The organism is Streptomyces sp. NPDC006463, from assembly GCF_042870715.1.
Classification (GTDB): domain Bacteria; phylum Actinomycetota; class Actinomycetes; order Streptomycetales; family Streptomycetaceae; genus Streptomyces.
This window is the reverse complement of record NZ_JBIAHP010000023.1, coordinates 92,219-104,580: the sequence shown is the minus strand read 5'-3', so window position 1 is coordinate 104,580 and position 12,362 is coordinate 92,219. Positions and strand designations below refer to the sequence as shown.

At 73.1% G+C, this 12,362-nt stretch carries 11 protein-coding genes; 7 read left to right on the top strand and 4 right to left on the bottom strand.

Annotated elements, in window-relative coordinates:
• The first annotated feature begins 16 nt into the window (after positions 1–16).
• From ACFYOB_RS32565 to der, 4 genes are all read left to right on the top strand, one after another.
• A complete protein-coding gene (locus ACFYOB_RS32565; RefSeq protein WP_388566115.1) occupies positions 17–1,105 on the top strand; it encodes a prephenate dehydrogenase in 1,089 nt (362 codons plus the stop codon).
• A 185-nt stretch (positions 1,106–1,290) separates the two neighbouring features.
• The gene (gene cmk, locus ACFYOB_RS32560) at positions 1,291–2,025 is read left to right on the top strand and encodes a (d)CMP kinase (RefSeq protein WP_388566112.1); all 735 of its coding nucleotides are present in this window, start codon (positions 1,291–1,293) and stop codon (positions 2,023–2,025) included.
• A 56-nt stretch (positions 2,026–2,081) separates the two neighbouring features.
• Positions 2,082–2,669, top strand: a complete 588-nt coding sequence (locus ACFYOB_RS32555) for a lysophospholipid acyltransferase family protein (protein ID WP_388566204.1) — start codon at positions 2,082–2,084, stop codon at positions 2,667–2,669.
• A gap of 75 nt (positions 2,670–2,744) precedes the next feature.
• The gene (gene der / locus ACFYOB_RS32550; protein WP_388566109.1) at positions 2,745–4,208 is read left to right on the top strand and encodes a ribosome biogenesis GTPase Der; all 1,464 of its coding nucleotides are present in this window, start codon (positions 2,745–2,747) and stop codon (positions 4,206–4,208) included.
• A gap of 24 nt (positions 4,209–4,232) precedes the next feature.
• On the opposite strand, the gene ACFYOB_RS32545 is transcribed toward der, so the two are convergent.
• Both ACFYOB_RS32545 and ACFYOB_RS32540 read right to left on the bottom strand, forming a co-directional pair.
• Positions 4,233–4,655, bottom strand: a complete 423-nt coding sequence (locus ACFYOB_RS32545) for a hypothetical protein (RefSeq protein WP_388566107.1) — start codon at positions 4,653–4,655, stop codon at positions 4,233–4,235.
• 165 nt (positions 4,656–4,820) lie between these two features.
• Positions 4,821–5,633, bottom strand: a complete 813-nt coding sequence (locus ACFYOB_RS32540; protein ID WP_388566105.1) for a hypothetical protein — start codon at positions 5,631–5,633, stop codon at positions 4,821–4,823.
• A 297-nt stretch (positions 5,634–5,930) separates the two neighbouring features.
• Between ACFYOB_RS32540 and ACFYOB_RS32535 the strand changes: the two genes are divergently transcribed.
• Positions 5,931–6,647, top strand: a complete 717-nt coding sequence (locus ACFYOB_RS32535) for a transglycosylase family protein (RefSeq protein WP_388566102.1) — start codon at positions 5,931–5,933, stop codon at positions 6,645–6,647.
• Positions 6,648–6,692: 45 nt separating this feature from the next.
• Positions 6,693–7,673 (top strand): helix-turn-helix transcriptional regulator, encoded by a 981-nt coding sequence (locus ACFYOB_RS32530; RefSeq protein ID WP_388566099.1) that lies wholly within the window; start codon positions 6,693–6,695, stop codon positions 7,671–7,673.
• 300 nt (positions 7,674–7,973) lie between these two features.
• On the opposite strand, the gene ACFYOB_RS32525 is transcribed toward ACFYOB_RS32530, so the two are convergent.
• Together ACFYOB_RS32525 and ACFYOB_RS32520 are read right to left on the bottom strand one after the other, a co-directional pair.
• Positions 7,974–9,044, bottom strand: coding sequence for a phosphatase PAP2 family protein (locus ACFYOB_RS32525; RefSeq protein WP_388566097.1), 1,071 nt, complete (start codon positions 9,042–9,044; stop codon positions 7,974–7,976).
• Positions 9,045–9,269: 225 nt separating this feature from the next.
• Complete coding sequence (locus tag ACFYOB_RS32520) at positions 9,270–10,385, bottom strand: hypothetical protein (protein WP_388566094.1); 1,116 nt, start codon at positions 10,383–10,385, stop codon at positions 9,270–9,272.
• A 276-nt stretch (positions 10,386–10,661) separates the two neighbouring features.
• Here ACFYOB_RS32520 and ACFYOB_RS32515 point away from each other — a divergent pair, with 276 nt between their 5' ends.
• Positions 10,662–12,353 carry an MFS transporter gene (locus tag ACFYOB_RS32515; RefSeq protein WP_388566092.1) on the top strand — a complete coding sequence of 564 codons (1,692 nt, stop codon included), beginning with the start codon at positions 10,662–10,664 and terminating at the stop codon, positions 12,351–12,353.
• Positions 12,354–12,362: the final 9 nt, after the last annotated feature.

Sequence of the window (12,362 nt, the reverse complement as noted above, 5' to 3'; positions counted from 1 at the left end):
AAACCCTGGAGTCCCCGTGAGAACCGCCGTCGTCATCGGAACCGGACTGATCGGCACCTCCGCGGCGCTCGCCCTGACCGCCCGCGGCATCACCGTGCACCTCGTCGACCACGACCCGGCCCAGGCCCATACGGCGGCCGCGCTCGGCGCCGGTACGGACGAGCCCGTGGACGGCACGGTCGACCTCGCGATCGTCGCCGTACCCCCGGCCCACGTGGCCGCGACGCTGGCCGACGCGATCGGCCGCGGAGCGGCGCGGGCGTACGTGGACGTGGCCAGCGTCAAGGGCGGACCGCGCCGGGAGCTGGCGGCGCTCGGCGTGGACGTCACCGCGTACATCGGCACGCACCCGATGGCGGGCAAGGAGAAGTCCGGGCCCCTGGCCGCCACCGCGGACCTCTTCGAGGGCCGTCCGTGGGTGCTGACCCCCACCCGGGACACGGACCACGAGGTGCTGAACCTCGCGCTGGAGCTGGTGTCCCTGTGCCGGGCCGTGCCCGTGGTGATGGACGCGGACGCGCACGACCGGGCCGTGGCGCTCGTCTCGCACACCCCGCAGCTGGTGTCGAGCATGGTCGCCGCGCGGCTGGAGGAGGCCGACGAGACGACGGTCCGGCTGTGCGGGCAGGGCATCCGCGACGTCACGCGCATCGCGGCCTCCGACCCGCGGATGTGGGTGGAGATCCTGTCGGCGAACCCGGGCCCGGTGGCCGACGTCCTGGCCGGCATCGCGGCCGACCTGGAGGAGACGGTGGACGCGCTGCGCGGGCTCCAGTCGGCCGACGTGGAGAAGCGGCGCGGCGGCGCCGCGGGCATCGAGGACGTACTGCGGCGCGGGAACGCGGGCCGGGTCCGGGTGCCGGGCAAGCACGGCGCGGCGCCCACGGTCTACGAGACGGTGGCCGTCCTCATCAGCGACCAGCCGGGCGAGCTGGCCCGGATCTTCGCCGACGCCGGGCGGGCCGGGGTCAACATCGAGGACGTGCGGATCGAGCACGCGACGGGTCAGCAGGCCGGCCTGGTCCAGCTGATGGTTGAGCCGCGGGCGGCGGCCGGCCTGACCGCCGAGCTGCGCGAGCGGGGCTGGGCGCTGCGCCAGCAGTAGGCCGCGGGCCGGTTCCGGCCGGGGCGCGGAGCCGGGCGCGGGCCGGTACGGCACCCCGGGCGCGGCCCGGTGCGGCGCCGGGGATCGAGCGCGCGGGGCCGGGGGGTTCCCGGGGCCGGTAACCTTGGGGAGGGGCGCTTTGGCGCGCCCGGACACGTACGCGCAACCAGGAAGGTGCCCGCACCGTGGAAACCGCAGCTCCGGCAGCCGTGATCGTCGCCATCGACGGTCCCTCCGGCACGGGCAAGTCCAGCACCTCCAAGGCCGTGGCGGCAAAGCTCGGCCTGCGCTACCTGGACACCGGCGCGCAGTACCGGGCCATCACCTGGTGGATGATCACCAACGGTGTCGACACCGACGACCCGCAGGCCATCGCGGTCGCCGCGGGCAAGCCCGCCATCGTCTCCGGCACCGACCCGGCCGCCCCCACCATCACGGTGGACGGCCTGGACGCCGCCGGCCCCATCCGCACCCAGGAGGTCACCTCCAAGGTCAGCGCCGTCAGCGCCGTCCCCGAGGTGCGCACCCTCATCACCGAGCTCCAGCGCTCCATCGCCGCCCAGGCGGCCGTGGAGGCCGAGGGCATCGTCGTCGAGGGCCGGGACATCGGCACCACCGTCCTGCCCGACGCCGACCTCAAGATCTTCCTGACCGCCTCCCCCGAGGCGCGCGCCGCCCGGCGCAGCGGTGAGCTCCGCGGCAAGGAGGCCGTCGACCTCGCGGCCACCAAGGAGGCGCTCATCAAGCGCGACGCGGCCGACTCCGGCCGCAAGACCTCCCCGCTGGCCAAGGCCGGTGACGCCGTGGAGGTGGACACCACCGAGCTCACCCTCGACCAGGTGATCGAGTGCGTCGTGACGCTCGTCGAGGAGCGGCGCAGCGCGGCCGAAGGCACCGAGAAGCGGGCGGGCAGCAAGTGAGCGAAGCGCCCTCCCTCAAGGGTGCGGCGGTCGGCAGGCGCATCGGCATCGGGCTCATGTACGGGCTGTGGAAGCCCCGCGTGCTCGGCGCCTGGAAGGTGCCCGCCTCCGGCCCTGTCATCCTTGCCGTGAACCACTCGCACAACATCGACGGCCCGATGGTGATGGGGACCGCGCCGCGGCCCCTGCACTTCCTGATCAAGAAGGAAGCGTACGTCGGCCCGCTCGGCCCCTTCCTCGAAGGGATCGGGCAGGTCAAGGTCGACCGCGGCGGAGCCGACCGGACGGCGATAAGCCGCGCCCTCGGCGTGCTCGACAATGGAGGGGCCCTGGGGATCTTCCCCGAGGGAACCCGGGGCGAGGGCGACTTCGCCTCGCTGCGGGCGGGCCTCGCGTACTTCGCGGTCCGCAGCGGCGCGCCCATAGTGCCGGTGGCCGTGCTCGGCAGCGGCGACACCCGTGGGCGGCTCGTCAAGGGCCTGCCCGCTTTCAAGAGCCGGGTCGACGTCGTCTTCGGGTCGGCCTTCGACGCCGGTGACGGCACCGGCCGCCGTACCCGTACGGCGCTGGACGAGGCCACCGTACGCATCCAGGACCGGCTGACCGCCCACCTGGCCGATGCCAAGCGCCTCACAGGGCGCTGAGCGAGACTTGACCTAGTAGTGGAACTGCGCTGCGCGGGTACCACCGACCACCACGATCGACGAGGAACGGACTTCATGAACGACCAGCACGACCACGGAGCACTTGGCGATGCCGAGTACGCGGAGTTCATGGAGCTCGCCGCGGAAGAGGGCTTCGACATCGAGGACGTCGAAGGTGCCCTCGAGGAGGCCGCTGCCGGCCCCCTCCCCGTCCTCGCCATCGTGGGCCGGCCGAACGTCGGCAAGTCGACCCTGGTGAACCGCATCATCGGCCGCCGCGAGGCGGTCGTCGAGGACAAGCCCGGCGTCACCCGCGACCGCGTCATGTACGAGGCCGAGTGGGCGGGCCGCCGCTTCACGGTCGTCGACACCGGCGGCTGGGAGCAGGACGTCCTCGGCATCGACGCCTCCGTCGCGGCCCAGGCCGAGTACGCCATCGAGGCCGCCGACGCCGTGGTCTTCGTCGTCGACGCCAAGGTCGGCGCCACCGACACCGACGAGGCCGTCGTCCGCCTGCTGCGCAAGTCCAAGAAGCCCGTCGTGCTGTGCGCCAACAAGGTCGACGGCCAGAGCGGCGAGTCCGACGCGGCCTCCCTGTGGTCCCTGGGCCTCGGCATGCCGCACCCGGTCTCCTCGCTGCACGGCCGCGGGACCGGCGACATGCTGGACGCGGTGCTCGAAGCCCTGCCGGAGGCCCCCGCGCAGACCTTCGGCGGCGGCGCCATCGGCGGTCCGCGCCGCATCGCGCTGATCGGCCGCCCGAACGTCGGCAAGTCCTCGCTGCTCAACAAGGTCGCGAAGGAGGAGCGGGTCGTCGTCAACGAGCTGGCCGGCACCACCCGCGACCCGGTCGACGAGCTGATCGAGCTCGGTGGCGTCACCTGGAAGTTCGTCGACACCGCCGGCATCCGCAAGAAGGTCCACCTCCAGCAGGGCGCCGACTACTACGCCTCCCTGCGCACGGCAGCGGCCGTGGAGAAGGCGGAGGTCGCGGTCATCCTGATCGACACCACCGAGACCATCAGCGTCCAGGACCAGCGCATCATCACCATGGCCGTCGAGTCCGGCCGCGCGATCGTGATCGCCTACAACAAGTGGGACGAGCTCGACGAGGAGCGCCGCTACTACCTCGAGCGCGAGATCGAGACCGAGATGCAGCAGGTCTCCTGGGCGCCGCGGGTGAACGTCTCGGCGCTCACCGGCCGCCACATGGAGAAGCTGGTCCCGGCGATCGAGACCGCCCTCGCCGGCTGGGAGACGCGCGTCCCGACCGGCCGCCTGAACGCCTTCCTCGGTGAGGTCGTCGCCGCCCACCCGCACCCGATCCGCGGCGGCAAGCAGCCCCGCATCCTGTTCGGTACCCAGGCGGGCAGCAAGCCGCCGCGGTTCGTCCTCTTCGCCTCGGGCTTCCTGGAGCACGGCTACCGGCGCTTCATCGAGCGCCGGCTGCGCGAGGAGTTCGGTTTCGAGGGCACCCCGATCCACATCTCGGTGCGGGTGCGCGAGAAGCGCGGCGCCCAGTACAAGAAGAAGAAGTAGCAGGCGCAGTACGCTGCCGCGGGCTCAGTAGCCCCGGCGCGGAGCGGGCGGCAGGGCCGCCGGGACGTGTGTCATCCCGGTCTGGCGCTGCCGCCCGTCGGCGTATCCGGAGCCGCCCGCGTACGAGTACAAGGGCTGGGGCTGCGGCTGGGGGACGTACGCGGGCTGCCGGCTGTCGGTCTCCTGCCACGACGAACCGTTCCAGCCGCCGTACGAGCCGGTTCCGTACGGGCCGGTTCCGTACGGGCCGGTGCCGTACGAGCTGACCGTGCCGGAGTACCCGGCCCCGTACGAGAAGGCCGTGAACCCGAGGTCCTCCTCGCCCGTACGGTCGCCCGGCAGCGCGCGGAAGGAACGCAGGTACTCCGAGTACAGGGTGTCGTAGATCGGGGTGTGCGAGACGGTGCTCGTACGGGACGGGGCGCGGGAGGAGTCGTATGGATGCACGTATCAGCCAACGAAACGAGCGCCTTGCGGATGCGGGGTGACGGCCCGGAAAACGCAGATCGCCGGGGGTGTGCCGGACGGACCGCCCCCCCGGCGCACGCCGCCCGGCCCCCCTGCGGCGGGGGGCCGGGCGGCTGTTCCGGTACCGGCTGTGGAGCCTGTGGATCAGGCTCCCGGAGTGCCCGCCAGGGGCATCGAGGCGGCCACGAGCTTGCCCGCGGCGGCCGCCTTGTCCAGCGCGTCGCGCAGCAGGTCCTCGCGGGGCTGCTGGCCGATGGAGCCGACCGGGGCGGCGTAGATGAGCACGCGCTGGGTCTTGTTGACGGCGGACCGCCAGCCGTCGGTGACCGACAGCGCCTGGTGCGCCTGCCACCAGGCGACCGGGCGGCCGCCATCGGTGCCCGGCTGGAGGACGGCGTGCAGCTGGCCGCCGGCGAGCAGGACCGACCAGCCGTTCAGCGCGGTGGGGAGCTCGGCCGTGTCGGTGACGGGGATGAAGCCCTGCTCGATGAGGAGCGGGAGGAAGTCGTCGCCGGGGCCGTCGCTGCCGGGGCGGGCGATCGGCGCGGTCGGCTCGACGACGAGGGCGGGGTGGAGCTCGCCGCCGATCAGGATCAGACCGCTGGTGATGCCGAGGACGGCCTGGCCGCCGGGCACGTTCTGCGGGCCGCCGGCGGTTGCGGGCGCGCCGGGGGCCGGGCTGTCGCCGGTGATGCTCGCGACGGCGCCCTGGAGCTGCTCCTCGGACACGGTGACGACCTGCGAGGGGATGCAGGTGGCGTGGGCGAAGGCGAGGACGGCGGTCTCCTCGCCTACGAACAGCACCGTGCTGGTGCGGTCGTTCTCGGGGTCGCCCGGGGTGCGACAGGAGGTGCAGTCGTAACTGCGCGGCGCGTCCTCGCCGACGAGCAGCCTGTCGGCTTCTTCGTCACCGATCTCGGCACGTACCTCATCACTGACGTCGAGCATGCGCGGCACGGGTGGCTCCTCGGCATAGGTGCGGGGGCCGGGCGGTTCCCGGCTCGCCGGGATCAACGGGGGAGCGGCGGCCGGGGTCACGCCATTGGAGGGAACGGAATCGAACCAGGCCCCCGGAGGAGTGAACCGTCCGACCGGAGCTTCGCTTTCGTGCCAACTGTTTTCTGCTTGTGCGCAGTTGGTGGCCCAGGATGGCCGTTTGGGGAAGGGGTGGCCGGTCGGCCGACCGGGTGGGGCGCGGGGCGCGCCCGGTGCGCCGGGCCGGGGAGGGCGGCGCGGGCTGCGTAGCGTGACCCGGTGCCCCACCTCCGGATCCGGCGTGCCGCCGGTGCCGCTGCCGTCGCCGCCGTACTGGTCCTCGTACTCCCCTCCGGTACGGCGGCGGCCGGAGCGGCACCGCCGCCGCCCGCGCCCGGACCGGCGGGGGCGTCGCACCCCGGTTCGCCGGGCCTGATCGGAAGCGGGCCGGGGGACTGCGGGCCGGGCGGGCAGTGGCCCTGGGACTGCGTCGCCGACTGCGAGAGCAGTGGGCGCTGGGCGATCAACAACGGCAACGGCTTCTACGGCGGGCTGCAGTTCTGGCAGCCGACGTGGGTGGAGTACGGGGGGCCCGCGTTCGCGCCGCGGGCGGACCTGGCGAGCCGGGCGCAGCAGATCCGGGTCGCGGAGGACGTGATCGGCAGTCAGGGCTGGGACGCCTGGCCCGCGTGCTCGAAGCGGTACGGGCTGGCCGGGCGGATGCACGTGGTGCGGGCTGGTGACACGCTGGTGACGATCGCGCGCAAGCACACGGTGCCGGGCGGCTGGCGGGCGCTGTACGAGGTGAACCGGGAGCTGATCGGGGCGCGGCCCGAGGCGATCGAGGTGGGCATGCTGCTGGCCATTCCAGAGCGGGCGTCCGTCCCTCCGGTGGTCCCGGTGGTCCCGGCGGAGGCGACGCCCGTCCCGGTTCCCCGTCCGTCACCCGTCCCGGCCGTGACCCCGTCGTCGCCTCCCGGGACGCCTCTGGGCTGAACGCGGGTGCGCCCCGCCGCAGTTCGCCGCTGGCAGACTTCGGCCATGCTCGATACCTCCGCGCGACTGCTGCGTCTGTTGTCCCTGTTGCAGGCTCACCGCGAATGGACCGGGGCCGATCTCGCCGAACGGCTCGGGGTGACCGCGCGGACCGTCCGGCGGGACGTGGACCGGCTGCGGGAGCTGGGGTACCCGGTGAACGCCAGTCCCGGGACCGGCGGCGGGTACCAACTGGGGGCGGGGGCCGAGCTGCCGCCGCTGCTGCTGGACGACGACGAGGCCGTGGCCGTCGCGGTCGGGCTGCGGACCGCCGCCGGGAACGGGGTCGAGGGGATCGGGGAGGCCTCCGTACGGGCCCTCGCCAAGCTGGAGCAGGTACTGCCGTCGAGGCTGCGGCGCCGGGTCTCCGCGCTCAACGAGTTCACCGTTCCGATGCTGCGCGGGCCGCAGCGCTCCACCGTCGATCCCTCGGTGCTGACCGAGCTCGCCGCCGTGTGCCGGGACGCGGAGCGGCTGCGCTTCGGCTACCGGGACCACGAGGGCAACGTGACCCGCCGCGCGGTGGAGCCGCACCGGCTGGTGTGCACCGAGCGGCGCTGGTACCTGGTCGCCTGGGACCTGGACCGGGAGGACTGGCGCACCTTCCGGGCCGACCGGATCGAGCCCAGGCCGCCGCACGGGCCGCGGTTCACGCCGCGCCGGCCGCCCGCCGAGGACCTCGCCGCGTACGTCTCCGAGGGCGTGGCGCAGCGCGCGTACGCGGCCCGCGCGGTGGTACGGCTGAAGATTTCGGTAGAGGAGGCGGCGCGGACCGTCGGGCCGAGCGACGGCGCCCTCGAACCCGTCGACGGGCAGAGCTGCCTGCTGCGCACCGGGGCGGTGAGCCTGGACGTCCTGGTGATTCACCTCATGCTGCTCGGCTGTGAGTTCGAAGTGGTCGAGCCGCCCGAGCTGACCGACCGGATCAGGGCCGCCAGGGATCTGCTGGGGCGGGCCGTGGAGTCGGCGGCGGTGAAGGAAATGTAGGGGAAGTGAGGGGGATTCAGCTGGTCCGGTCCAACGGGCACGCGGCAATCTCCGGCAGGAATTCCCCGGTTGAGTGGATTGGTTTCGGCGGAAATTCCGAACAGGTTGTGCGACGGGCGTGTCGCGGGCCGTAAAACAATTGACGACTGTCGATATTCTGTGACACAAGCGTGACCCGGGACGGACGAACGTCAGGGCGCGCGGCTGACGGACGGCGAACGACGAAGGCGGGCCGGGTCAGTGACCCGGCCCGCCTTCGCGGTGTGCGGTGAGGTGTGCGTACCGTCCCGCGACGCTGGTTCAGCCGCCGGCGACCGGGCGGGGCGCCGTCCCCCGTGCGGTGGCCCGTTCGGTGTGCGCCGGGCGGCGGCTGCCGACGGGGGTGACCGGGGTCCGCTCGGAACGGATGACGTGCGGCCGGGCGGAGAGCACGGCCGCGGGCCGCGGCGCCGGGGTGTGCCCGACGGGTACTGCCGCCTGTGCGAGCGCCGCGGCGGTCGCGGGAGCCGGCTCCTCGGCGGGGTCGGTGACGCGGACCAGCTGCCACTTTCCGCCCGCGGAGAGCAGCGGGGTGAGCGCGGACGCGACGGGCGCGGACATCCGGCCGGTCTCCGCGCGGCGGCGCAGCAGTTCGCGCAGCTCGAAGACGTAGGCCTCGGACCGGGCGATGAGCGGCTCGAACCAGGGCAGCGCCAGCAGGATCAGCAGTCCCGCGGACCAGCCGAGCAGGACGTCGCTGACCCAGTGGGTGCCGAGGTAGACGGTGGTGGCGCCGACGCTCAGCGAGACGACCGCGGACACCACGGACAACACCCGCCGGGTGACCACGGTGGAGGCCAGGTACGCGAGGATGCCCCAGGTCACGACGGCGTTCGCGGTGTGGCCGGAAGGGAATATATCGCCGCCCGCGAAGAGTTCGGCCGATCCGATCTCCGTGGCGTAGTGCGGGCCGAGCCGGCCGAGGCCGAGCTTGACGGACCCGACGGTGATGTTGAGCAGCAGCAGTGCCACGCCGAGCGCGATCAGCGGGCGGAGGGTGTGCTGCCGCCAGGAGCGCCAGCCGAGCCAGGCGGCGACCATGACCGCGGTGGGCCCGCGCTGGCCGAGCACGACGAGGTAGTCGAGGAAGGCGTGCACCTGCGGCCACTGCTCGTAGGGCCGGAAGAACATGATCTGCCAGTCCAGGCGGACGAGCCAGGACGTGGTCAGTACGGCCACCACGATCGCGAGGTAGAAGGCGAAGGTCGATCCCAGGAGAACGACGCGGTGCCGGCTCATCTGCGGGGTTTGCAGATGAGCCGGTCGCTCTGGTTCCCGGTCCAGCCGGGCGAACACCCGCTCCAGACGGGTCAGGATTTGGTCGGTACGCACTCAATCGACGTTACCGCGCGCCGATGGTCAGCCCGGGCGAATCACCGGCTTTGTGATGACCATGTGATGTGGAGTTGGTCTCACGAGGGACTTAATTCCCCGTATTTCGGCAATGGTTGGAGCGGTCTGATCCACTGCCCTGGCAATTATTTCGCATACTTACCGGCACTTTATCGCCGCCGCTCCTTTCCTTTGCCGAATGATGGATCGGAATGATCCATTCCGTTACGGAGGGCCCGAGCCGTTCAGCCACAGCGCCCCGTAGACCGCCGAGGCCAGCGCCGCCGCGCCCAGCACCAGGGCCGCCCGGCGGGTCCGCCACCGGGCCAACGCCACCGCCACCGGCAGCAGCAGCGGGAAGGCGGGCAGCAACAGCCGGGGCTTGGAGCCGAAGTACCCCGACGCGCAGAGCGCCAGCGCCACGACGATGCCGCAGTACACGAGGAGCGGCGCCGGCTGCCGTTGCCGCACGCACCGCCCGTACAGCCAGAGCACGAGCACGACCCCGGCGATCAGCCCCAGCCCGGCCGCGAAGGCGGAGGAGGCCAACTTCGCCCCGATGAACCGGGCGAAGGCCCAGCCCCCGTCGAAGCCGTTGCCCCAGCCGCCCTGTACGTCCAGGTACCCGAACAGGCCGCGCCCGGTGTGCTCGCCGACCCACAGCACGTACGCCGCCGCACCCAGCGGAGCCAGCGCCGCCCCCGCGGTGATCCGCCACGACCGCTCCCCGCGCCGCAGTGCCAGTGCGGCGGCCACCCACACCGCGGCGACCACCGCGGCGCCGACCGGCCGGGTCAGCCCCGCCCCGGCCGCGAGCAGGCCCGCCGTCAGCCACCGGCCGCGCAGGGCCCCGTACAACGCCCAGGCGGCCAGCGCGGTGAACAACGACTCGCTGTAGGCCATCGACTGCACGATCCCGACGGGCAGCGCCGCCCACAGGGCGACGGCGATGACCCCGGCCCGGCGGCCGTGGAGCAGGTCCGCCACCGCGAAGATCCCCCAGGCCGCGGCGAGCCCCGCCGCCACCGAGACCACCAGACCCGCGGAGCCGTACGAGAGCCCGGTCGCCGCCGACACCAGCCGCTCCAGCCAGGGCAGCAGCGGGAAGAAGGCGAGGTTCGAGTGGACGTCCCCGTTCGGGAGGAGGACCTCGTACCCGTACCCCTCGGCGGCGATGCGGGCGTACCAGAGCGAGTCCCAGCGCGCCGACAGCAACGTGTGCGGGCTGCTGCCGGCCGCCGCGCTCCACACCGCGAGCACGGCCAGCCCGAGCAGGCGGACCGCCGCGAAGACGGCGAGCGCGGGCGCGGCCCGGCGGAATCCAAGATCTTTCACGGGCATGATTATCGGTGGCGACGCCGGCGGCCCCGAGAACCACGGGCCGTGAGCGCGCGTGTACGCGGGGGAGGGGCGAGGTGGGGGAGTGGCGTACACCACAGGACGGCCGTCGCCGGGATGAGAGCTTGACCACGTATCGGGCAGGCGAACTCGCGTACGCTGACCGTTCACTCGCGTGTCGATGCCGGACCCCGTTGGACGCCGCACAGCGCACCACCCCCCGTGGCTCCGCAAGACGCTGGTCCGCCGAGCGCGAGGGATCACCTGGGAGGTACATGCATGTCGGGGACGAACGCGGCCGGGGCCAGGACCCCTTCTCCCTGGCAGCGGCTCCGCGCAGCCTCCGGCGGGGCCAACCGCTGGGTCGTCCTGGCGGTGCTGTGCGTCAGCCTGGTCCTCGTCGCGCTCGACGCGACGATCCTGCACGTCGCCGTCCCCTCCATCACCGAGGACCTGCGCCCCGGCTCGATCGAACTCCTGTGGATAGTCGACGCCTACCCGCTGGTCTGCGCCTCGCTGCTGATCCTCTTCGGCACCCTCGGGGACCGGGTCGGCCGCCGCCGCGTCCTCCTCCTCGGCTACGGGCTCTTCGGTGTTGCCTCCGCCATCGCCGCCCTCGCCGACAACGCCCAGGTCCTCATCGCCGCGCGCGCCCTGCTCGGCATCGGCGGCGCGATGATCATGCCCGCCACCCTGTCGATCCTTCGCCAGGTCTTCCCGGACCGGCGCGAGCGTGCCCTCGCCATCGGCATCTGGACCGCCGTCGCCGCGGTCGGCGCCGCCAGCGGACCCGTGCTCGGCGGCTTCCTCATCCAGCACTACTGGTGGGGTTCGGTCTTCCTCATCAACATCCCGCTGATGGCACTGATCCTGCCGCTGGGACGTTGGCTGCTGCCCGAGTCGAAGGGATCCTGCGACGGGCCGTGGGACGTGACCGGCGCCCTGATGGCCGCCGCCGGCGTGCTCGGCTCGGTGCTCGGCATCAAACGGCTGGGCGCGGAGCGGGAGCTCCTCGACGCGCAGGCGCTGGTGCCGCTGGTGCTCGGCGTGGCGCTGCTCGTCCTCTTCGTACGCAGGCAGAAGCGGCGCACGCACCCGCTGATCGACATGCGGATGTTCTCCCGCGCCGCCTTCTCGACCTCCGTCGGCTGCATCGTGCTCGCCATGCTGGCCCTGGTCGGCCTGGAGCTGATCGCCGTCCAGTACCTCCAGCTGGTGCTGCACCTCAGCCCGCTGGCGACCGGCCTGCGGCTGCTGCCGCTCACCTTCGCCGCCATGGCCGCGGGCGCCACCGGCTCGTACACGCTGGCCCGGATCGGGCCGCGCACGATGGTCTCCCTGGGCTTCCTGCTCACCGCCTTCGCCGTGCTGCTGCTGACCTTCATGGGCCAGCACGACCGGCCCGTGCTGCTCACCGTCGGCTTCATCCTGCTCGGCTTCGGGCTCCAGACCACGCTGTTCGCCGCGTACGAGTCCATGCTGAGCGAGGCCCCCGCGGACACCGCGGGCGGCGCGGCCTCGATCGGCGAGACCTCGTACCAGCTGGGCGCGGGCATCGGCATCGCGCTGCTGGGCAGCGTGATGAACGCCGCGTACGCGCCCGGGCTCGCGCGGGTGCCGGGGGTCTCGCCCGCGGACTCGGCGGGCGCCGCGCATTCCCTGGGCGAGGCCTACCAGATCGCCGCGCACCTCGGAGGGCCGGCGGGGGCGGCGCTGTACGCCGCCGCCCGTCACTCGTTCGTGCACGGCCTGCACGTGACGCTCCTGGTGAGTGCGGGGCTCCTGCTGGCGGGGGCCGTGATGGCGCTGAGGCTGCCGCGGGTGATGGAGTGCGGGGCGGCTGCCCGCGAGCCCGATGCGCAGACCCCCGCGAAGGCTCACCCGGAGCCCCACGCGGAGTCCACGGTCGTGCGGCTGCCGGCGCAGGTCAGCGGCGAGCCGTGCCCGTCCCCGGCGGAGCGGGCGGGCTGACCGTACGGG